At 70.0% G+C, this 21,827-nt stretch carries 17 protein-coding genes and 3 pseudogenes; 9 read left to right on the forward strand and 11 right to left on the reverse strand.

Annotated features, from left to right (window positions below):
• Positions 1–177: 177 nt before the first annotated feature.
• Complete coding sequence (locus ACFTXQ_RS12670; RefSeq protein WP_382639305.1) at positions 178–744, reverse strand: hypothetical protein; 567 nt, start codon at positions 742–744, stop codon at positions 178–180.
• Positions 745–1,246: 502 nt separating this feature from the next.
• Here ACFTXQ_RS12670 and ACFTXQ_RS12675 point away from each other — a divergent pair.
• Positions 1,247–1,903, forward strand: a complete 657-nt coding sequence (locus tag ACFTXQ_RS12675; protein WP_382639308.1) for a class I SAM-dependent methyltransferase — start codon at positions 1,247–1,249, stop codon at positions 1,901–1,903.
• 14 nt (positions 1,904–1,917) lie between these two features.
• On the opposite strand, the pseudogene ACFTXQ_RS12680 reads toward ACFTXQ_RS12675, so the two are convergent.
• Positions 1,918–2,076, reverse strand: a pseudogene (locus tag ACFTXQ_RS12680) (AAA family ATPase); the annotation flags it as partial.
• Between the two features lie 1,085 nt (positions 2,077–3,161).
• On the opposite strand from ACFTXQ_RS12680, the pseudogene ACFTXQ_RS12685 reads away from it, so the two are divergent.
• A pseudogene (locus tag ACFTXQ_RS12685) lies at positions 3,162–4,603 on the forward strand (Helicase associated domain protein); the annotation flags it as partial.
• 583 nt (positions 4,604–5,186) lie between these two features.
• On the opposite strand, the gene ACFTXQ_RS12690 reads toward ACFTXQ_RS12685, so the two are convergent.
• Positions 5,187–5,597: a hypothetical protein gene (locus ACFTXQ_RS12690; protein WP_382639311.1), complete on the reverse strand. Its 411-nt coding sequence runs from the start codon at positions 5,595–5,597 to the stop codon at positions 5,187–5,189.
• A 363-nt stretch (positions 5,598–5,960) separates the two neighbouring features.
• On the opposite strand from ACFTXQ_RS12690, the pseudogene ACFTXQ_RS12695 reads away from it, so the two are divergent.
• Together ACFTXQ_RS12695 and ACFTXQ_RS12700 are read left to right on the forward strand one after the other, a co-directional pair.
• Positions 5,961–6,448: pseudogene (locus ACFTXQ_RS12695) on the forward strand (TerD family protein); the annotation flags it as partial.
• Between the two features lie 579 nt (positions 6,449–7,027).
• Positions 7,028–8,128: a serine hydrolase domain-containing protein gene (locus ACFTXQ_RS12700; protein WP_382639314.1), complete on the forward strand. Its 1,101-nt coding sequence runs from the start codon at positions 7,028–7,030 to the stop codon at positions 8,126–8,128.
• 165 nt (positions 8,129–8,293) lie between these two features.
• Here the strand turns inward: ACFTXQ_RS12700 and ACFTXQ_RS12705 are convergent, their stop codons facing one another.
• The 6 genes from ACFTXQ_RS12705 to lysA form a co-directional block, all read right to left on the reverse strand.
• Positions 8,294–8,545: a hypothetical protein gene (locus ACFTXQ_RS12705; protein ID WP_382639317.1), complete on the reverse strand. Its 252-nt coding sequence runs from the start codon at positions 8,543–8,545 to the stop codon at positions 8,294–8,296.
• Between the two features lie 546 nt (positions 8,546–9,091).
• On the reverse strand, positions 9,092–9,238 hold the full coding sequence (locus tag ACFTXQ_RS12710) for a hypothetical protein (RefSeq protein ID WP_382639320.1): 147 nt from the start codon (positions 9,236–9,238) through the stop codon (positions 9,092–9,094).
• A 29-nt stretch (positions 9,239–9,267) separates the two neighbouring features.
• Entirely contained in the window at positions 9,268–9,657 is a 390-nt protein-coding gene (locus tag ACFTXQ_RS12715) for a hypothetical protein (protein WP_382639323.1), read from the reverse strand.
• A gap of 200 nt (positions 9,658–9,857) precedes the next feature.
• The gene (locus tag ACFTXQ_RS12720) at positions 9,858–10,313 is read right to left on the reverse strand and encodes a lactococcin 972 family bacteriocin (protein ID WP_382639326.1); all 456 of its coding nucleotides are present in this window, start codon (positions 10,311–10,313) and stop codon (positions 9,858–9,860) included.
• 586 nt (positions 10,314–10,899) lie between these two features.
• Complete coding sequence (locus ACFTXQ_RS12725; protein ID WP_382639329.1) at positions 10,900–12,357, reverse strand: APC family permease; 1,458 nt, start codon at positions 12,355–12,357, stop codon at positions 10,900–10,902.
• A 50-nt stretch (positions 12,358–12,407) separates the two neighbouring features.
• Positions 12,408–13,715: a diaminopimelate decarboxylase gene (gene lysA, locus ACFTXQ_RS12730; protein WP_382639332.1), complete on the reverse strand. Its 1,308-nt coding sequence runs from the start codon at positions 13,713–13,715 to the stop codon at positions 12,408–12,410.
• 128 nt (positions 13,716–13,843) lie between these two features.
• Here lysA and ACFTXQ_RS12735 point away from each other — a divergent pair, with 128 nt between their 5' ends.
• Positions 13,844–15,058, forward strand: a complete 1,215-nt coding sequence (locus tag ACFTXQ_RS12735; RefSeq protein ID WP_382639335.1) for a PucR family transcriptional regulator — start codon at positions 13,844–13,846, stop codon at positions 15,056–15,058.
• A gap of 118 nt (positions 15,059–15,176) precedes the next feature.
• Here the strand turns inward: ACFTXQ_RS12735 and ACFTXQ_RS12740 are convergent, their stop codons facing one another.
• Complete coding sequence (locus tag ACFTXQ_RS12740; RefSeq protein WP_382639338.1) at positions 15,177–16,262, reverse strand: DUF2599 domain-containing protein; 1,086 nt, start codon at positions 16,260–16,262, stop codon at positions 15,177–15,179.
• Positions 16,263–16,537: 275 nt separating this feature from the next.
• Positions 16,538–17,053 (reverse strand): MarR family winged helix-turn-helix transcriptional regulator, encoded by a 516-nt coding sequence (locus ACFTXQ_RS12745; RefSeq protein WP_382639341.1) that lies wholly within the window; start codon positions 17,051–17,053, stop codon positions 16,538–16,540.
• Positions 17,054–17,273: 220 nt separating this feature from the next.
• On the opposite strand from ACFTXQ_RS12745, the gene ACFTXQ_RS12750 reads away from it, so the two are divergent.
• From ACFTXQ_RS12750 to ACFTXQ_RS12765, 4 genes are all read left to right on the forward strand, one after another.
• Positions 17,274–18,449, forward strand: coding sequence for a Bcr/CflA family efflux MFS transporter (locus ACFTXQ_RS12750; RefSeq protein ID WP_382639344.1), 1,176 nt, complete (start codon positions 17,274–17,276; stop codon positions 18,447–18,449).
• 77 nt (positions 18,450–18,526) lie between these two features.
• Complete coding sequence (locus ACFTXQ_RS12755; protein ID WP_382639347.1) at positions 18,527–19,777, forward strand: acyl-CoA dehydrogenase family protein; 1,251 nt, start codon at positions 18,527–18,529, stop codon at positions 19,775–19,777.
• A gap of 11 nt (positions 19,778–19,788) precedes the next feature.
• Positions 19,789–20,604: an NAD(P)-dependent oxidoreductase gene (locus tag ACFTXQ_RS12760; protein ID WP_382639350.1), complete on the forward strand. Its 816-nt coding sequence runs from the start codon at positions 19,789–19,791 to the stop codon at positions 20,602–20,604.
• A gap of 6 nt (positions 20,605–20,610) precedes the next feature.
• A complete protein-coding gene (locus tag ACFTXQ_RS12765) occupies positions 20,611–21,768 on the forward strand; it encodes a prephenate dehydrogenase (protein ID WP_382639353.1) in 1,158 nt (385 codons plus the stop codon).
• Positions 21,769–21,827: the final 59 nt, after the last annotated feature.

The raw sequence follows: 21,827 nt of genomic DNA on the forward strand, positions 1-21,827 counted from the left end.
GAAGAGTGTTCAAAAACCCACTCTGGTTCGGTCAGGCGGCGTGCACCCTTTCTGCGCCCGCCTACGCGAGGACGGATTCATCCGCCGGGGGGGGGGATGGCCGGTGCCCGGTCCCGGACACAGCGAAGCGGGGCCGCCACCCGTCGGTGGCCGCCCCGCTCGCAGTGCCCACAACACCTAGCCCGCGGAATCGGTGCCCGCTCTGACCAGGGAAAACACGCTGTTAAACGCCGGGGGGTTGTCGATGCTGCCCGGGTCGACCTGTGCGCCGATGCCGTCGATGGCGCCGTCCGGTGCGAGCGTCACGCTGACGATGACGGGTCGGATGGGGTGTGGCGGGAGGATCGGGCCCGGCGGAAAGATTTGGAAGAAGGTGGGGTTGAAGGTCAGCGGAGCGATCGGGCCCGGCGGCCAGGCGGCCACGTTGGTGGCGCTGCCGACGAAGCGGTAGAAGGTGCCGGTGGCCTGGCCGATGCCGGTCGTGCGGAGCAGAGTGCTTCTCACGCGGGCGGTGCCGCCGCTGCCCGGCTCGGTCTCGGTGACGACACTGACACGGATACTGCCCGTGACGTCGATCGGCTCCGAGCCGAGACCTCCGAACGTACCGCTGAGAGGCAGCACGACGGTCCGCCGATGGACGACCTGCGCGGCCTGAGCCGCGCTGGAGGTTGTGGGGATGACCAAGCCCAGCATGGCCAGAACGAGACAGACCTTCATGGCGGCGCGTGAAAGATGACCGCGCATGGATGCTCCCCTCAGTAAGGCGGGAACACGTATCCACACCGATCCCGCAGCCTGAACTCCACCCTGCCCAGCCAACCGAACACATGCCACGCCGGACCGGCCAGGCGGACACGACTTTCACTCGCATGACAGATCGGCCATCCCCATGACAGCGCGATCTTCATCGCCCGTGTCCAGCTGGCACGAACCCAGCACTGGTGGCGGATCCCGTGTCTGCGCCCGCGCCCCGCGGATTCGGCCCGCATTTCAAACTCAGCCTCTCCACCGTCGCCAAGGCTGCATGAACCCGGCACCGCCAGCCCAGCCACAACTCAGTGCACCACCACACACGTCACGGACGGCTCAAGCCAAGGCCTGGTGGCTGCCTAGGTAAGAGCGAGCGGAGACCGGTTGTCGACGAGTCTCAGCAGCAGTGGTTGATCACTGGGCCGGGAAGTATCGGTGAGAACTGACACCGCTGCTTGGCGTCTGGAGTGTCAGTGGCTACTGAGAACATCGAGTCATGACCGACCGCACTGCTTCGATAACTGCCTATTGGGATGCCGCTGCAGCGGCCTTCGACGACGAGCCCGACCACGGGCTGCGGGCTGACCACACGCGCGCTGCGTGGGCCCGGCTCCTGCACTCCTTGATGCCGACCGATCCAGTCGATGTTCTCGACATCGGATGTGGCACCGGGTCAGTGTCTTTGCTGCTGGCCGAGGCCGGGCACCGGCCGACCGGGGTCGACCTGGCGCCGCGCATGGTTGAGCAGGCGCGCACGAAGTTCGAGGCCGCCGGCCTTGACGGCCGTTTTCTGGTAGGTGACGCCATGATGCCCCCGACCGGGGAACGGCGGTTCGATGTCGTGTTCTCGCGGCATCTCGTGTGGACGCTGCCTGATCCGGAGGCCGCCTTGCGCGAGTGGGTGACACGCTTGCGGCCGGGAGGCCGGCTGGTGCTGATCGAGGGGCGTTGGCGCGAGGCAGGTCAGAGCGGGGTCCCATATGTGGCTGGCGCCGAATCGCTGCCGTGGAACGGCGGAATCAGCGCCGAAGACCTCGCCGCGGCCATGCGCCCTCTTGCTGCCGCTGTGCGCATTGAACCGCTCAGCAACGACCCAGATCTGTGGGGTGGTCCGGTGACCGATGAACGGTATGCCCTGATCGCCAACGTGTAACGCGCTGAGGAACGTCAGCCCGCGGCGGCTTCATGTTCGGCGGCGCGGGCTCGGTTGGTGGCGAGGCGGTAGGAGTCCGTGCCGGTCTCGATGATGTTGCCGCCGAAGGCGAGGCGGCCGACGACGGCCGCGCAGAGGCGGGGGTCGGTGAAGGTCTTGGTCCAGCCGGAGAACCCGAAGCCGCCGACAAGGGCGGGGTTGAGGGGCAGTGGGCTTCTCCCGGCAACGGGTGGAGGCCGGAGGCTGCGTGACAGGCCAGAGGTAGAGCGCGCCCTGTCCGTGCCTGGGAATCCCAGCTGCGCACCGTTCGGTCGCTGCTGCGGGTGGCGTGTCGGGGGTGCCGTCGGGGGTGGTGAACGCCGCCACCGCCCCCACTCCGCATTCGCCCAGATCTCCCCATCTCATCACCGGGAAACGCACCCGCAAGACGCCCACACCGCCCGATAGGTCAGGAGCCAGAGTAGAAGTCTGCAAGCTTGGCCTTAAGCTGCGATTGCAGTGGCCCAGCAGGTGGGTCGATCTGCAGAATATGATCCGTCGGGGAATCAAACACTGCAATGATCCGAACACTAGAATCTGCAGGCGACGCGTACGTGGGTTCGCTGGTCCAACACGAGCTGCGCAGAACCTTGACTTCAAGTACATCGCGTGGCGCGGCCCCGTACGCAACCGTATATCCACTTTTGAAGGCCTGAAGCACACATTTCAGGCCGGCGCTCGCGGCCTGCGCCGCGAAGTCCGCGCGCGCCCCGGACGTGCGCCCCGTCGGCGGCTTGGGCGGCGCCCGGTGCGGCCATGAGCGCCAGGAGGGCCACGACGAGGGCGGCGAGGGGCTGCCCAGCCCCGTCGGACCGTAAGATTCCGCGCTTCGTCACTGTGTTGCCTCTCTGCTTCACCCTTCGGCACGGCGCCACCACCGCTGTGCGGGGAGGCGTCGGCCGGCGTCGATGGCACGGTGCGCAGATTCGTTGCGCACTGAGCGCAGACAGCCTGCGGATGGCCGGGAGTTGGCCGACATTTCGCTATCCCGGCGGCCTGCCGACCGCCAACCCGACGATCCCGCCGCCATAAGCGGGCACGACAGGCCGTCGAGCAGAAGACGGCGTCCGGCCGTGCGACCGGCCTCAACCGGTCACCGCAGCACCCGCACACCCGCTCTCCGGGCCGCACAGAACCCTCGGACAACACACCTAGCTGTACGTCACCGACGCCTCTGTTGCCGATCTGGCGGCCGCCGAGAAGCTCCCGAAGTCGTACGTTCTACGAGCTGGAGGCTGGCCGCCACGTCCCGCCGGACCGGGTGTGGTCGGCGTGGAGGTGCGGGGACCACCTCGTCACCGAGCGCCGGGGGGTCCTGCGGCAGTTCGCCAACGGCATCGACGCGAATAACCACCGGGTCCGCCGGGCCTTCCTCGCCTCCGTACGCGTCCTCGGCGAAGGCGTCGACATCACCGGCGAACGCGGCGTGGAGGCCATCTGCTTCGCCGACACCCGCGGCTCCCACGTCGAAACCGTCCAGAACATCGGCCGCGCACTCCGCCTCAACGAGGACGGCACCACGAAGGCCGCCAGGATCATTGTTCCCGGGTTCCTGGAGCCGGGCGAGGACCCCACCGACATGGTGCCTCCGCGAGTATCCGCCCCCTGGTAGCGGTCCTCCAGGGCCTGCGTTCTCAGGATAAGCGCCTGGACGAGCAGCTCGCTTCCCGCCCCTTCACGAGCGAGCGGGAAGCGCAAGGTCCACCTGCGCCGGGACGAGGACGGGCAGATCGTCGGCGCCGACGGGGACGGCGATGACCAGGAGGACGGCGCCGACGCCGCCGCGGAGTCGGCCCGGCTCCCCTTCTCCAGCCCGCGGGACGCCGCCGTGATCGCCGCGTTCCTACGCACCCGCGTCTACCGGCCCGATCCCTGGTGGGGCTGGAGGGCTACCAGGCCCTGATCCGATGGCGGGCCGAGAACGGGATCAACGGCCTGTACGCCGTCCCGTACGACACCGAGACCGCGGTCGGCGTCACCAAAGTCTTCCCCCTCGGACGGTGGGTGCACCAACAGTGCAAGGCGGCGCGCACCGGCGAACTCGAGGACCGGCGCAAGCTCCTCCTGGACGCGCCGGAGGCCGGGATGGTGTGGGAACCTGGCGAGGAGAAGTGGGAAACCTAGCTCGCCACTCTCTGGGCCTCGCCGCGAGCGACAAGAACTGGAACTGCCCCTGGCCACTCGACTGGCAGCGCCACCACCGCGTCCTCGCGGACCTGGTCGACGCCGACGGACAGTTGCCCGACATCGCCCCGGGCGTGCTGATGGACGGCGACGACATCGGGCGGTGGCTCCAGCAGCAGAAGCAGCCGGCTACCTGGGCACGGCTCCTGCCCGAGCAGCAGGAGCGGCTGACCGCGCTGGGTGTGCAGCCTGACCAGGCGCCGTCTCCCGCCCCTGCGGCCAGTCGCGGGGCAAAGGGGCCGAGCAAGGCGCAGCAGCGTTCCGGCGGGTCCTGGCAGCCCTCACCCAGTGGGCCGCGCGGGAAGGCGCCCCCCAGCCGGTCCGGAGGACCCACGGGGAGGAAATCGCAGTCGAGAGTGAGGCGGAGCCGGTGCTCGTGAAGCTCGGCGTATGGGTCACCAACACCAAAACCCGACGCCACAAACTCACCCCCAGCAGCTGGACGCGCTCCGGAAGCTCGGTGTCGACTGGGCCTGACACGCCACCGCGTACGCAGCTGAGCTGCGGGGTCAGCGAAGTGGAGGCCCCGGGCCGTCGTGACCTTCGGGGCCCTGCCATACCTTCCAACCCCGAGGCAGCGCCCGATGTCTCTCAGGGTTACCCCCAGCCAGACCGCTCTGTGTCGAAGAACTTGATCACCCTGACGAGCACAAGGGCGTACACCGCGTTGCTCAGTAGCGGGGCGACATGGGTCCCAGGCCCAGGGCCCGCAGGGTGTGTTCGGCCATCTGGAGGTGGCCAGCAGCGTTGGGGTGGGCCGGGTCGTCGAGCCAGGAGATGGGATCGGCGTCGCCGAAGTGCGCGCGCCAGTGGGCAATCAGTGGGTTGGCACGGGGACGGCGCGGGACGCCGAGGGGACCGAGCGGTCGGTGCTGGTAATCGCTCCCAGCGGCGGCCCGACAACGGTCGGACGCTGGCCGCCGGGCCGCCTGCCTCGCGGAAGACGAGGTCCGTTCAGGAGCAGGCGTAGAGGCTTGACCAGACGAGGATGGACAGAACCCCGTGTACGCGATGTCCACGGGGTTCTGCGCTGCTTGGCTGGCCGAGCGGGACGTCGACGTTACTTCTTGCACTTGGCCTTAAAGGCGTCCAGCAAAGCCTTGCCCGCATCGGAGTTGTCACGTACGTACGCGCTACCGCTGACGCTGATCGAGGTGCTGCTGGTTGAGATGGGCTCGGTGCCGGTCCGCTTGTTGCGGGTGTCCTCTCCGGCGACCGTCCAGATGATCTGGGACTGATCCTTGTTGAACTCGCCGGTGCTGGTCACGTCCGCCTTGTCGTAGACACCATCGCAGCTGTACTCATGATGCGAGACATTGCTGCCCTTGACGACCAGCTGGCCGAGGTCGGACGTGCCGTTGACGTCCTTGATGTAGTAGGTACCGTCGAGCTTGCCGGCGCTGTCGCTGCTTCCGCTGCAGGCGGTGAGTATGAGTGAGCCCGCTGCCAGGGCCGCGATGGACACGGTCATCTTGGCCCGCGTCCTACGTGCAGTCCTGATGATCCTCATGACGTTCTCCCCTAGTTCGTAATGAAAGTCGGTTTAAGACAGAAGGCCAGTCAAAATAACCTATGGATAGGTGACTTCGGCTGACCGGGACCGTCTGTCAGGTGCCTTCTCGGAGGTTGTCGAGCCGATGCTCAGTCAGCGCTAGCGCGACCTCGGACTGATTTGAGCGCCTGCTCCCCGTCCTGGATGCGCCACTGCAGACGCTGCACGGGCGGGGCATCTGCTTCTTGGACTGCCAGGTCGCCGAGCTCACTCAGCTCTGCGTACGCTCCCTGCAGCTGCTCTTCGTGGTGTGCTGCACGGACCCGGAGACGGGCGAGGCCCCTGGGTTGGCAGACAGGAACAGCAGCGGGGGCCGCCTGTGACCTCGACGCCAGGCACCGCTGTGCGGCCCGTCCGGCAAGGCCCTCTCCGACGAGCATTTCGTCTTCTTCAACAACCTGCGAAGCCCGGATGGTTCGGTGCGGCACTCCGGGAATGGTCTGACGGCGGACAGGGGCGGGGACCGCGAGCAGATCGAGGTCGACCTCGGCTCGGTCCCGGCCGGCGTTGCGGACATCGTCTTCCCGGTTTCCCTCTACGAGGCCGAGCAGCGGCCAGCACTTCGGCCAGGTCCACAGCGCCCACATCCGCGTCGTCGACCAGGACGGCACCGAGATCGCACGCTACGACCTCAGAGGCCACGCCGCCGCCGAGACCGCGATGGTGTTCGGCGAGCTCTACCGCCATGGCACAACTGGAAATTCCGCGCCATCGGCCAGGGCTACGCCTCCGGGCTCGCCGGCATCGCGCAGGACTACGGCGTCGACGTCCTGCGGCCGAACCCGGGCACCGGCCCCCGAAGCAGCGCCGCCGCGCACGCCGTCCGGTGCAGCAGGGCTACCCGCAAGAACCGCTGCAGCAGGGCGGCAACCGCCGCTTCGGCCTCGGCGCTGGCCCGGGCGCCGGTGCGGTCGGCCTGGTCGGCGGCAGTTCTTCCACCGCTGGCGCGATCACGGCCTGATCCGGGAGTTCCACGACCGGGTGCGCGGGCAGGTCCGGGAGAGGCCGATGGCGTGGTCCGCGCCGGCAGCGGCTGCCCTGCCCTTCGCACGCCACAGTGCGGGCGATCCCGTGGAACCCGCCCGCCCGCGTCCGCAAGGCGCACCACAAGCAGGGACGGGTAGCCCGACCACCGCGCCCCCGGCTGTGAACCGGGCGCCGGTCACTGGTTGCCTTCCAGTGCGCAGCGCTTCATGAGCACCTGCATGTCCGTGAGCTGTGCTGTGTCAAGGGGGGTAACTGCCGTCCAGTTCGGGGGGCGAGCGTAATGATCTTGCGTCGGCGTCCTGGCAGAGTCGTCGTCAAGCGACTGAACGGCCCGTCCGGGCCCACGATCAGGGGGAAAGCTCATGTACCGCAAGCGCATCGCCAGCGCAGTCCTGCTCGCCGCAGCGATCATCGGGACGTCCGTCCCCGCAGCGGCGGCCCGGCCGATCGACCCGGTACAGCGGCAGCTGGACCTGCTCGTCCATAGCGACGGGGTCCCCGGTGCGCTGGCGTACGACGGCCGGACGACGCGTACGGCCGGTGTCGCGGACATGCAGTCGGGCCGGCCCATGGTCGATGCGCGGGGGCGAATCCGGCTGGCCAGCAACACCAAGGCGTTCACCGCGGCAGCCGTGATGCGCCTGGTGGCGGACGGGCGTATCCGACTCGAGGACCGCGCCGGCCGCTACGTGCCGCAGCTCGCCGAACGCCCCATCACCATCCGGCAGTTGCTCAAGCAGACCAGCGGGCTGCCGGAGTACGCCACGCTGGTCGACTGGACCCGGCCCGGCACGTCCGAGGACTACCTGGCCCTCGCGCTCAAGGAGAAGCCAGTCTTCGAGCCCGGCACCGACTGGGGCTACTCCAACACCAACTACCTGGTACTCGGGATGGTGATCGACAAGGCGTCGGGGGTTGGCTTCCGGACGTACATCGAACGCACGATCCTGCGCCCGCTGCACCTGGACGACACCTACTGGCCCGCACCCGGCGAGCTGTCGCTGCGCGGACCGCACGCCCGCAACTACGGTATCCACCCGGCCGCCCCGGAAGCCGGCCGAGTGGATGTGACCGAGCTCCCCGGTTACGAGTTCGGTGCCTCGGGCGGTCTGGTCTCCACGCCCAAGGACCTCAACGCCTTCTGGGACGGGCTGTTCGGTGGCCGCCTCCTGCCTGTCTGGGCGCTGCGCCAGATGACCCAGGACACCACCGCGGTCGGCGGGCGCGACGTCTACCCGGCGGGCAGCCGCTACGGCTACGGCATCGCCTCGATCCCGCTCAGCTGCGGCGGCGCCTACTGGGGCCACGGCGGCGACCTCCCCGGCAACTCGGTGGGCGGAGGCCGCGCCACTGCAGGCCGCGGGACCGTGACCGTCTACACCACGACCTGGGCGGCCGAGGGCGAAAGCCTGCGCCACCTCCAAGGGGCGGTAGACGCGGCCCTGTGCACCAAGCAGCGCTAACCACCAGCCGCAACCATGGCCGGCCCGGGCGAGATGACCGACGGACGCAACCCGCCCCCTCGGCCGCATCGGCGGCAACGGGACGCCCAGCATCTCCGTCAGGCCGTCCGCCGCCACCCCCGCCTCGATCGGGCCCCGCAGCACGGCACGCACCACCTGCCTGGGTCAGGTATGCCGTGCGACCTTGACCGCCGAGACCAGCAAAATCACCGCAAGTGCGGGGATCACAACCAGGTCCGGAATCACGCCCAAGAGGGGCCCGCCGAGGAGCGCCCCGGCGATCGAGCCGCCGGCCATGAGAGCGGCGAAGCGGAGGTTGGCGCCCCGAGGACGGCGGTGTTGCTTTGTCTTGAAGGAGGTTGAGGCCTTGTGATGGGGGGGCTGCGTGTGCTTCTCCCATTGGGGCTCCAGGCGCATGCCGAAGTCGAAGGTCGAGCTGTACGCGGCGATCCGCCGTGACCACCGTCAGGGCAACGCGCCGATGCGTGCTCTGGAGCTCTGCGAAGCGGAGCTTCGACCGGCTGGTCGACGAGCACGACGCCTACGAGATCCCGTATCAGATGGTCCGCGCCTACGTCCCCGGCCGCCGCAAGCAGATCCTGCTGCCGGCCGGGCCCGGACTCGGTGTTCATCCCGCAGTCCCACGTCCCCGGCGCGGAGGCCGAGGTGGACTTCGGTCCCCGCCCGCTGCTACATCTCCTCCTTCCGCTTGTCCTACTCGGGCAAGGCGGTCCACTGCGTCTTCGCCTCCTGCGGCCAGGAAGCGTTCATCGAAGGCCACGTCCACGCGCTGAAGACCCAGGGAGGCGTCCCTCGTGGCAGGCTCCGTTACGACAACCTGAAGGCGGCGGTCTCCCGGGGGACCGGGCTGGGCCGGATGCGGGTGGAAGCCGAACGCTGGACCAGTTCCGATCGCGTTGGGGCGTCGAGGTGTTCTAGTGCCGGCGCCTGGTGGCTCCCTGTTCAGCGCGAACCGGAACCCACGTCCGTACCTGCGCGTCCCGTGCCTCCGTCCCGGTCGCGCCTCGTGGTGACGACCGCGGTGGCGACGAGGACGAGGGCGACCGCCATGGCCAGGAGGCGGGTGACGATCCAGACCGGGCGCACCACGCCACCGTCCTGACTGGCAGGCTCGTGGATCAGCCGAAGGGTGGTCTCGAAGACGGCCACGGCCGGGACCAGGAGCCGGCAGGGCAGCCGCAGGAGCGGCCGAAGGGTGCCGGACCCGGTGCGGGAGAGGTGGCCGGCGAGTGCGCAGAGCGGCCCAGCAGGACGGCGAAGGCGCACCACACCACGATCACGGACAGGAACTCGTTCCATGCGAAGAACCCGTCCGCGTTGGCCGGGTCGTCGAAGTCCGGGACCCTGAAGCCTCCTTGGGCCGCCTTCGTCCCGTAGTAGGCGACGACGGCGACCACGAGTGTCGCCAGGGCCGTGAGGGCGGCTTCCCTCTTGGACCGGGATGCCCACCCGACGCCGAAGGCGATCAGCGCGTACATCCACCCCGCGACGAGGGCGATGCTCGCCACGTGGCTCACCGGATCGCCCGTGGACTGCAGGAGCGGCCCGGATGTTCCGACGGCCAGTCCGACTGCGAGGGAAAGTGTGATGGTCGAGATTGAAGAGCGCACGAAGGGGATCCACCCGTCCTGTCTGAGCCTGTCTGAGCCTGTTTTCTGGGATGCGGGAAACGGCGAAGGCCTGACTGCTCGCGTGGTCGGCGCGAGTGTCAGACCTTCCGTCCATGAGGTACGGGGGCCTTTTGGTAGACACCCCAGTAGGCACTGCACTTGTAGGCCCAGCCGCTCGTGGCGTAGGCCTTGGCCCAGATGTCGGGGTCCTTGATGTCCTTGTCGGTCTTGTCCGCGATGGCAACGCTGGCCGAGTGCTTCTTCTTGGGGTGGATGTAGTTCGAATAGCAGCCCTTGTAGCCGCTGTCAGCCACCGTGCCGTGGTGCCACGTGCCACCGCCGACGCTCTCCAGGGCCGGGGACCCGGCGTTCGGGTCGAAGGTCGCAATGCCCCACTCGACGGGCTTCTCGTCGTTCGGGCCTATGAGCTCCGCGGGCGGGGTGTCACCGTTGGCCGCACTGTAGGTATGGGTTTGCGCGGCGGCCGGGGTGGCCGGTCCGGCGGCGACCATGGCCGAAACAGCGCCGAGAACGAACTTCGCAGGCTTCTTCATCTGACTTACCACTCGGCTCTGTTCGAAATGCCCAGCCGCACGTGCGGCTGATGAGGGGGCGCGAGGCCATATGGCGGAAGTGCTCCCGGCAACAGAGATTGCCCCATTCGATCAAGAATGGGCCGACAGCCTGAAGCCGGCTGAAGAATTGCGGCTACAGCGTGACTCTTTGATGGGTTGATCAGTTGATCGGATGCGTCTGTCCGGTCAGTGATCACCGATGTGATGTGGGACCGGATCCAGCCGTTGATGCCGGCCGATCCGGTCGACGACTCTGAAGAAGAGCACCGTTACCGGCAACAGAGCCGCCGATGGGGGCGGCATCTTCAAGGAGTCGGGCACGGTCACGCTGGACGACACCGGGGTCCGGGACAATCCGCCGCCTGGTCATGAGGGTGATGAGCGACCAGTTGGCGTGTGCTCAGCTGTACGTGGTCGCGGACGTTGCAGCGGGCGTTCGTGGTCCCGACAATCGTGCGCTCGACGCGCCAGCGTCGGGGTGGAACGACGCAACCCGGACCTCACTTCGCATCGGGCGACCGGGCCGCCGCTGGTGCGGTGGCGGCCCGCCCCGAGGATCGAGGTCTCAGGCTACGGGTGTCTGGTCGAGTGGCGTGGCCTGGACGGAGTCGTGGGCAGTTTGAAGACGTGAGTTGCTGCGGCTGTAGATGATGTAGACGGCCAGGGCCATGGCCAGCCAGCCGCCGAACAGGAGGTAGGTGTCGAGCGGCAATTGGCTGATCAGGTAGCCGCAGGCGAGCAGGGCCAGAAGTGGGACCACCGGGTGGCCGGGGACACGGAAGCCGCGGTCGAGGTCCGGGGCCGTGCGGCGCAGGATCAGTACGCCGAGCGAGACGACGGTGAAGGCGGCGAGGGTGCCCATGCTGGTGAGGTCGGCGAGCAGGTCCAGGGGGAAGAACGCGGCGAGGGCTGCGACGAAGCCTCCGGTGAGGAGGGTGGTGAAGACCGGTGTGCCGCTGCGCGGGCTGACGCGGTGGAAGGCCGAGGGGAGCAGGCCGTCGCGGCCCATGGTGTAGAGGATGCGGCTCTGTCCGTACAGCACGACCAGGGTGACGCTGATGATGGACAGCACCGCGCCTGCGGAGAGCAGTACGGCGGGCCAGCCGGCGCCGGTGACGTCGCCCAGGATGGCGGAGAGGCCCGCTTCCTGGCCGTCGAAGGCGGTCCAGGGCTGGGCGCCCACGCCGACCACGGCCACCAGGACGTAGACGGTGGCGACCACGAGCAGCGATCCGATGATGGCCAGGGGCAGGGTGCGCCGGGGGTTGCGGACCTCCTCGCCGGCGGTGGACACCGCGTCCAGGCCGATGAAGGCGAAGAAGATGGTGGCGGCGGCGCTCCCGATACCGGCCGCGCCCAGCGGGGCGAACGGATGGAAGTTGCCGGAGTCGAAGCCGGAGGCGCCGATCACCACGAACAGCACCAGCACTCCGAGCTTGACCAGCACCATCACCGTATTCACGACGGCGGATTCCTTCGCTCCCCGGACCAGCAGCAGACAGCACAGCCCCACCAGCACGACCCCTGGCAGATTGACGACTCCGCCCGCGCCCGGCGGCGCCGAGATCGCGTCGGGCATCTGGAAGCCGAATGTCCGCTGGGTGAGGTCGTTGAGGTACTGCCCCCAGCTCACCGCGATGGCAGCGCCGGAGACCGCGTACTCCAGCAGCAGGCACCAGCCGACCGCCCAGGCCGTGAACTCGCCGAGCGTGGCGTACGCGTAGGAGTACGAGGAACCGGATACCGGAACCGCCGAGGCCAGCTCCGCGTAGCAGAGCGCGGTGAGGGCCGCGGCGGCCGCCGCGATGGCGAAGGACACGATCACCGCGGGGCCCGCCTCCGGCACGGCCGAGCCGAGTACGAAGAAGATGCCTGTGCCGATGGTCGCGCCGATCCCGATCATCGTGAGCTGGAAGGGCCCGATGGTACGGCGCAGTCCGCCTCCTCCGCTCGATTCCTCTCCGAAGGTGTGCAGGGGCTTGCGCCTCAGAAGCTGCTCGCGTAGCTGCGGCGGGGAGGTCATGGGGACTCCAGCGAGGTGAGGGGGCGGAGGTGAGGGGGCGGCCGGGAGGCTCAGGGCAGGTCGCGGCGGAGCAGGTCGCCGTACGTCTCCCGGCGCACCACGGGGCGCGCCTGGCCGTCGCGGCAGAAGACGACGGGCGGCCGGAGAGCTCCGTTGTAGTTGTTGCTCAGTGAGAAGCAGTACGCGCCGGTGACCGGGACGGCGATCAGGTCGCCGGGGCGAGGGTCGCGCAGCGGAACGTCCGCGCTCAGGATGTCTCCGGACTCGCAGTGCCTGCCCACCAGATGGTGGGGCTCGCCGCCTCCCGGGCGGGTGGCGACGGTGGCCTCGAAGCGCTGGTCGTACAGTGCGACTTCGAGGTTGTCGCCCATCCCGCCGTCCACCGCGACGAACGTCGGTTCGCCCGGCTTGACGGTGGCCACGCGGTAGAGGGTGACTCCCGCTTCGGCCACCATGGACCGGCCGGGCTCGAGGATGATCTGGGCATCGGCCGACAGCACCCTGCGGGCCGCTCCCACCACCGCGTCCAGGTATTCCTCGATGCTGGGCGGGTGATCGTCATAGGTGTAGCGGGCTCCGAGGCCGCCGCCGAGGTCGTAGACGGCGAACGTACCGAGGTCCGCCACCGCCTCCACGGCCCGGGCGAACGGCTCGGTGTCCAGGATCTGGGAGCCGATGTGGACGTGGACGCCGTCCAGCCGCAGCCGGTCGCTCGCGCGCAGTCGCGCGATGGCCCGGCGTGCCCGGGGCAGGGTCAGTCCGAACTTCGAGCCCTCCTGGCCGGTGGCGACCGCGGCGTGGGTGTCGGGGCGGATGCCGGGGGTGACGCGGACGAGTACGCGCTGCTCGCCGGTGACGGTCCGCTCCAGCCGGTCGATGTCGTCGGTGTTGTCGATGACGATCAGCCCGACCCCGGCCGACACGGCCATCTCCACTTCGGCGTCCGTCTTCGCGTTGCCGTGCATGACGACCTTGGCCGGGTCCACACCGGCAGCGAGCGCCAGGGCCAGTTCTCCGCCGCCCGCGACGTCGATGCTCAGTCCTTCTTCGGCCAGCAGCCGGTACACGGCGGTGCAGGGGAAGGCTTTGGAGGCGAAGGCCACCCTCGAGTTCGGCCAGCGGGCAGCGAGCCCGTGAGCGTACCGGCGTGCGCGGTCCCGAAGCGCTCCCTCGTCGATGATCAGGGCTGGTGTGCCGAAGCGGTCCGCGAGGTCGCTCACCCGACAGCCTCCGATCAGCAGCTGCCCGTCCCCGGCGAGGCGCGTGCCGGTCGGGAACAGCCCGAGCAGTGCGTCGAGGGAGGGGGACGGCGCGGGCGGTCGGGCGGCCTGCGGGACCGGGGCGGCCGAGATGGGCATGGTGCGTCCTCCGAACGTGCGGTACTCCAGGAGCCCCGGGAGGGGGCCTGGTCGCACCAGACTCGGGGCTGACGCCCCTCCCCCGCTTTGTCGGTATCGCCTATGCTCGCGGCATGGATTCGTCAGACATGCCAAACGCTCGGGGCGGGGACGGGAGCGGAGAGGAGCTCTTCGCCCTGGCGGACGTCATTGCAGCGGTGATCGGCGGGTCCGTGGCCATCGAAGACCTCGACGCCCGAGTACTCGCCCACTCCAGCCTGCCGGGCCAGCGCATCGACGAGCTGCGGCGCCAGGGCATCCTCGGCCGCCGGGTACCCGACCAGCCGGACGCTCAGGCCGAGCGGCAACAGCACCAGTACCGTCAGGTGCTGGCCGCCCCCGGCGTCGTACGGCTTCCGGGGCTGGCGGAGGACGAGCTGCCGCGCGCGGCCGTCGCCATCCGCGCCGGGGACCTGCCCCTCGGCAGCATCTGGGCGATCGAGGACCGCACCCCGCTCGACGAGGCGGGCGAACGGGCGCTGCTGGACGGTGCCGCTACCGCCGCCCTGCACATACTGCGCCGCCGCAGCGCCGCCGCGCTGGAGCTGCACGCCCGTGAACAGGCTCTGCGGGCCGCCCTGGACGGGACGGCAACGGCACAGGACACCGCCTACCGGCTCGGCCTCCCCACGCACGCGTCCATGGTCCTGCTCGGCTTCGCTCCGGCCGGCGCTCCGGCGGAGACGGGGACACTGCTGATCCGGATGGGCACCGACCTCGGCCGGCACTTCGCCGCGGTACGCCCCTCAGCCGCCGTCGCCACCGGCCCGCGCGCCGTCTACACCCTGCTGCCCGCGGACGACCCGGAATCGGGCCGGCGCCTCGCGGCACAGGCACTCGCCGCGATCACCCGCCCCCGCACGCAGCCGCTGCGCGCCGCCGTCAGCCGGCCCGCCCCGGACGCCGAGGAGCTGCCGGACCTGCGCGCCGAGGTCGACGACGTACTCCGCGTCACCACCGAGGCCGCCGCGGGGCCACCGGTCGCCGCACTCACCGACGTCCACTCCCAGGTCCTCCTCGGGCATCTGGCCGACGAGCTCACCCGCCGGCCACGGCTGCGCCATCCCGGTGTCGAGGCCATGCTCGAACACGACCGGCTCCATCAGGCCCACTACGCGGCCTCTGTGGTCGCCTGGCTGGACGCGGTCGGCAACATCGGCGAAGCGGCCCGGCGCCTGACCGTCCACCCGAACACCCTCAAGTACCGGCTGCGGCGCGCCCAGGAGCAGTTCGGTCTCGACCTCGACGACCCGGACGTCCGGCTGTCGTGCTGGCTACAGCTGCGAATCGGCCGCCGCCCCTGAAACGCCACTGCCGGCGGAGCAAACGACGCGGCCCCCTGGGCGGGCGCGCGGGTGGTGAGACCACCCACGGCTGCCAGGGGGCCGCGCTTGTCAGGGGTTCAGGTCATCGTTGCCGGGCTCACTCCTCCGCGGGCCAGCCCGGGTTGCACTTGGCCTGCAGCCACTTGGCGGAGTCCCAGGCCCAGTTGGGGCGCCAGGTCTCCAGGTCCCAGGTCGGTCCGCCGAAGCGGTCGCCGCTGGTGGGGTCGCGGAACGCGAACACCGAGTGGCAGTAGAGCTGTTTGCTGACGACGTCCTGCTCGTCCGCACTGAACGCGGGCGAGGGCGACGGAATGACCGACCACACCTGGCTCCACAACTCCTGCAGGTGGTCGTCCGCGTGGCTGAACCCGACCTCGGTCGGCGTCACATGGACGGAGCGCTTGCCCGCGTACGGGTCCGGTGCGGCGGCCAGGCTGTGGTAGACCTCGGTCTTCGCCACCCACAGCTTGTTGGTCATCGCACCGTATCCGACGCATTCGCTGCGGCAGACGTAGTAGCCGTCGCTGTGGCCGCTGCTCCAGACGATGAACCTGGTGTTCTCGTAGTTCTGGCGTACACCCGGGTGCTGGGGCCCGAAGCCGCCGATGGTGTCGGTGACGTACTCGTCGGACGTCGGATAGCCGAACGCCCCGCGCTCATACCCCCACTGCGCCCAGAGCTGGCCGATCCGGCCGGTCACCCCGTACGCACGCGCTGTCTTCGTGGGGTGCCAGTAGAACGTCCCGCCCTGGAACTGCTGCCGGATGCCCTGGCCGTCGGGGTTCCGTAACTCGTCGCCGACCGGGTAGCCGAACTTGCCGCCCTCCCAGCCCTGGCGCGCCCAGGCGTCGCGCACCGCGCCCCACACCGGGTGCGCCCCCGTGGCGGCCGACCAGTAGATCGACCCTCCCTCGAACACCGTGTACGCGCCCCGGCCGTCCGGCGTGGGCAGCTCTTCCGTGGTCGGGCACTTCAGCGGCGAGTTCCAGCCACCCATGCCGAGGTACTTGTCGAGGATCGCACCGCGGACCCAGTGCCCACAGATCTCCTGGTCCGCCGCCGCGGCCGGGACCGCGCTCAGCGTGGTGAGCGTGATGAACGCCGCAGCCAGCACGGCCACAAGTCTGGCCAGGACGCGCGGGGCGCGGGGCCTGCGGCGGCCCGCGTGAACAGTAAGTCGCATGGGTGTCGTTGCTCCTTGTCAGACGGCCTGTCGAGGCCATGTACGGAGCGCAGCCGGCGGAAACGCGGGCCGCGGCCATCGACCACCAAGCAACCAGCCGAACGCTTGGCGATCTTGGCGCCAGTCAGGTTGACACGTCCGACCATGAATGGAAAGGACGCCTCCCTAAGTGGAAGTCGACATTCTGCGGCTTGGACATAATTCCCCCTTTGAGTCGTGCGTCTCCCGCGGTCGGGGCGGGCCGGCGGGCCGGTCCGCCCCGGTTGAACGCGGACTCAGATGCGGGTGTCCGCCAGGGGGGAGCGGCGGATCATGGCGTCGAGGAGGACGTCGAGGGCCTCGATGATCTGTTCCTGCTGCTCAGGGGGGATCTCGGAGAGGAGACCGGCTTCCAGGGAGAGGCGTTTGGGGAAGATCTCGTCGACCAGCCGTACGCCCTCGGGGGTGAGGTGAACGAGGGTGGCACGGCGGTCGGCGGGGCTGGGTTCGCGGGTGACGAGCCCGCGCTTCTCCAGTTTGCCGAGCATGTTGCTCATGGCGGCTCGGGAACATCCGCGCAGCACGGCGATGGCGCGGGCGATCATCGGCTGGTCCGCGTGCCGGAGAGTGGCCAGGACGTCGAGTTCCGAGGTGGTCAGGCGAGCGTCGGTCAGGACGCTCGACGCCTCGAGCTCGGCGAGGACCTGTAGGCGGCGCAAGCGGCCGAAGAGCCCCACCGGGCCGGTGTCTAGGTCGGGTCGTGCCTGGCGCCACCACTCGGCGACTGTATCGATCGGAGCTGAGGGGATCACCGACCGCCTCCTATTGTTAGCCACTGAACCAATGTGTAACCATAATGCGTGTGGCTGCCTGCACGCGCCACTGTCCTGCGACGGAAAGGTCCCCGGTTTTGGCATGGGATCGCCAACCCTGCAAGGCCCATCGTTAGACGTCACCGCGCCACCGCGCAGCGGAGGCCCGGTCATCCTGATTCTCGCCGCACTGACGGCGCTCACGCCCCTCGCCACCGACATGATCCTTCCCGCACTGCCCTCGATGGAAGAGGGCTTAGGGGCGTCGACCTCCAGTATCCAGGCATCGCTGACCGCCTATCTGGCGGGCATGCTGGTGGGCCAGTTACTCCTCGGCCCCATCAGTGACTCCAGCGGCCGCAAGCGGCTGCTCGTCTGGGGGTCGGTCCTCTTCGCGGTGTTCTCCCTGGCCTGCGCCATCGCCCCGAACGCCCAGGTACTCAACGCCGTCCGTATCGCCGAGGGTCTGACGGGAGCCGCCGGAATGGTGCTCGCGCGGGCCGTCGTCGGGGACTGGTACCGGGGCCAGGAGGCGGCCAAGCGCTTCACCGCGCTGTCGATGATCTTCGCGGTGGCCCCCATCATCGCACCGGTGATCGGCGGAGGGATCCTCGCCGTGTCCGACTGGCGGGCGATGTTCCTCTTCCTGGCCGTACTCGGCCTGCTGCTGGCCCTCGCCGTGGCGGTGAAGATCCCCGAGTCCCTGCAGCCCGCACGACGGACCTCCGGCGGGGTGGGATCTGCGTTCCGGGCCATGAACGGCCTGCTCCGACAGCGCCCCTTCCTCGGCTACGTGCTCACCTTCTCCTTCGCCAACGTCGCGCTGTTCGCGTACATCTCCGGCAGTTCGTTCGTCTTCCAGGACGTCTACGGCCTGTCCGAAACCGGCTTCTCCCTGACCTTCGCGCTGACCGCGGTCGGCGTTCTGATCGGCGGCGCGCTGTTCGGCGCCCTGTCGGGTAAAGGGGTCCGCTACAACAGCGTGCTGACGGTGGGCATCCTCGGCGGCCTCGTGGTGACCGCCTCCCACCTGGCCGTCGCCCTGACGGTCGGCAACAGCCTCGGATCCAGCCTCGTCTTCATGTTCCTTTCCATGTTCGGGATCGGGGCCACCATCCCGTCCGTGATGACGATCGGTCAGGAGATCGGCCGGGCCGCCGGCGGCGCCGCCTCCGCACTGCTGGGGGCCGGGCAGTGCCTGCTGGGCGGCATCACCGCGCCGCTGGTGGGTGTGCTCGGCACCGAGAGCGACCGGCCGATGGCCGTGCTGATGGCCATCGGGTTCGCCCTGGCCGCGATGTCCCTGCTGCTGGTCGCCCGCCCCTGGGAGGGCAACGGCGAGAGCACGGCGCCGGTCGGAAAGCAGGCCGCCGGGTCCGGGGCGGGTGCCGAGTGAGGCGTCCTCCGGGCACGCAGCCCCGTACCGATGGCGAAACCGGGAAGCCCCCGGCACACACGACGACCGAGGAGCGCATGATGAGCAGAACCGCCTTCCCGCAGCACGGGGGCGAGCCCGACGGCTGGACGGCGCCGCCGGACGACGCGGCCGGCGTGCTGGCCCGTGCCCGCACGGCGATACCCCTCCTGCGCGCGGCGGCACCCACGATCGAGGCGGAGCGGGGCCTGCCCCCCGAGACCGTGGAACTGTTGCGGAAGGTCGGCGTGTGGCGTGCCGCCATGCCCGGCGAGTGGGGCGGGCCGGACCTCGATTCGGCGCAGCAAGTGGAACTGCTCGAACTCCTCGCCCAGGGCGACCCGTCGGCCGCCTGGTGCGCGATGATCGGCATGGACTCCGGCGTCTACGCCGGGTACCTGGACCCGGACGTCGCCAAGGAGGTCTACCACGGCATCGACCTGGTGACCGCCGGCGCCCTGTTCCCCACGGGCACGGCGCAGCCGGTGGAGGGCGGTTACCGGATTTCGGGCCGGTGGCGGTTCGCCTCGGGCATCGGCCACGCCGAGGTGCTGATGGCCTCGTGCATCGTGCGCGACCACGGTGCCGATGTACCGGATCCGGTCACCGGCGAGCCGGTGCAGTGGCGGGTGTTCGCCGCGTCGCCGGAGCAGTTCACCGTCCACGACACCTGGTACACCACCGGGCTGCGCGGCTCCGGCAGCCACGACTACTCCGTCGAGGACCTGTTCGTCCCGGCCGACCGCGCGTTCACCATGTCCCGACCGCGGACGGACCGCGTCCTGCTGCGCACCCCGGACGCCGTCCAGCGCAAGATGCCCGGCGTGCCCCTGGGGCTGGCCCGTGCCGCCATCGACTACGTCGTCGGCATCGCCGAGGGTCGCGCGGACCGGGAGACGCGCACCCCGTGGGCCTCCGACTTCCGGGTGCACGAGGTCATCGGCCGCTGCGAGATGGAGCTCCACGCCGCCCGTTCCTCCGTGTACGCCTCCCTCGCCGACCAGTGGCGGGCCCTGGAGGCCGGTGACCTCGACCCGCGTGCCGAGCGCGTCACCTCGGCACTGGCCCGCTACCACGCCTTCCAGACCGCACGCCGAATCGTCCAGGCCCTGTACGACCTGCTCGGCGGGACCGCGGTGTACACGTCCGCCTCGCCGTTGGACCGGTGGCTGCGGGACGCCAACACCATGTGCCAGCACGCCGTCGCGCAGGACGCCGTCCTCCAGATGGCCGGCGTCGTACGGCTCGGCGGGGAACCGCCGAACCCGGTCAACCCGGCCCTCGCCGTGTCCCTGCCCGCCGCCCGTTGAGGAGCACCAGCATGCAGATAGCCGTCATCGGGCACACCGGCATGGGCGGGAAGGCCCTCACCGACGTCCTGGCGTCCCGAGGACACCACGTCACCGGCATCTCCCGCAGCGCGAAGCCGTCCGAGGACCGGGCCGGCCTGACGAACGTGGCCGCCGACGTCTTCGACGTCGACACCATGAGCGTTCTGCTGGAGGGCCACGACGCGGTCGTGTCGATGTTCTCCGGCGGCCACGAGGTCGACCTGGAGGTGTACTACCGCCAGGCCGAGGGAACTCGGCGGCTGCTCAAGGCGTTCCGGCAGGCCGGGGGCTCGTACCTGCTCTACGTGGGCGGGGCGGCGAGCCTGTACGTCCGGCCCGGTGTGCAGATGTTCGACGACCCGCGTTTTCCGTCCTGGTACTTCGGTGTCATGCCCGCCGAACACCTGCGCTGGCTGGGTGAGATCACCGGGGTCGGCTTCTTCCACGACGCCGCACGGCGCAAGGAGGACGGGACCGTGCCGCCGGGGCAGACGGACCCGGAGCTGGAGGCCATGGTGGCCTCGTGGGACCGGGTACCGCTGCTGGAGGGGTGCCGAATCGCCCTCGACCTGTTCGAGGGGCGCCAGGACATCGCCTGGAGCTTCCTGTCGCCGCCGTGGCTGTACCGGCCCGGGGCGGGCAAGGGGGGCTACCGAACCGGCATCGACGACATGATCTTCGACGACGGTATCCCCTCCGGCATCGCCCTGCCGGACCTCGCGCTGGCAGTCGCCGACGAGGCCGAACGGCAGCAGTTCGTGCACCGGCACTGGACCGTGGCCGAACCCTTGGAAGCGGAGGGCTGATCCGTCGTGACCAGCGTCATCCCGCTGCCGCGCGCCGAGGACCGGCTCCTCGCGTACGGGCCGCGCCCCCTGCGCAGCTGCCTGATCGTCGGGACCGGCCTGATCGGCACGTCCATCGCACTCGCGCTCACCGCCCGCGGAATCAGCGTCCATCTGTCCGACCACGACCCCTCCAACGCCCTGGCCGCGGAGGCGATGGGCGCCGGCACCACGCGGGCCCCGCAGGGCCGGGTAGACCTCGCGGTGATCGCCGTGCCGCCCGACCGGGTGGCCTCCGTCCTGCAGGCGTGCCAGGAGCAGCAGCTGGCGCACGCCTACACGGACGTGGCCAGCGTGAAGGCCGGGCCGTGCGGGGACGTGGCCGGCCGCGGCTGCGACATCGGCTCCTTCGTGGGCTCGCACCCGATGGCGGGCCGAGAGCGCTCGGGGCCCGACGCCGGTCAGGCCGACCTGTTCGAGGGTCGGCCGTGGGTGCTCACGCCGCTTGCGGACACCCGTCCCGCCACCGTGGCGGCCGTACGGGAGCTGGTCGCCCTGTGTGGCGCGGTGCCTGTCGTGATGACGCCCGCCGCGCACGACCGGGCGGTGGCGCTGGTGTCGCACGCCCCGCACGTGGTGGCCTCGCTGATGGCGGCCCGCCTGGAACACGCGGAGGCGGGCGACCTGCGGCTGACCGGCCAGGGGCTGCGGGACGTGACCCGTATCGCGGCGGGGCATCCCGCGCTCTGGGTGGAGATCCTCGGGGCCAACGCCGGTGAAGTGGCCGACGTCCTGGAGGGCTTCGCCGCCGACCTGGAGGAAATGATCACTTCGCTCCGGCAGACGGCCGGCGCACAGGGCGTGGAGGCGTGCGCCGGCAAGCAGGGCGTCCTCGACCTGCTGCGGCACGGGCAGGCCGGTCACGGGCGGATCCCCGGCAAGCACGGAGGCCCGCACGCCGTCTACGACAACGTCCTGGTCCATGTCGGCGACCGGCCCGGGGAGCTGGCGCGGCTGTTGGCGTGCGCCTCCGCGGCGGGCGTGAACATCGAGGACATGGCCATCGACCACACCTCCGGTTCCGCGGGCGTCGCCGAGCTGATGGTGGCCAGGGGAACCGGGGAGCGGCTGGCAGGCGTGCTGGCGCATCACGAGTGGCGCTGCGAACGGCCCGCGTCGTCCTGACGCCTTGGCCCCACGGGGTGCCGGACGTCCACCGGCACCCCGGGACGGCGGAACGGGAA

The organism is Streptomyces sp. NPDC057010, from assembly GCF_042673805.1.
Lineage (GTDB): Bacteria > Actinomycetota > Actinomycetes > Streptomycetales > Streptomycetaceae > Streptomyces.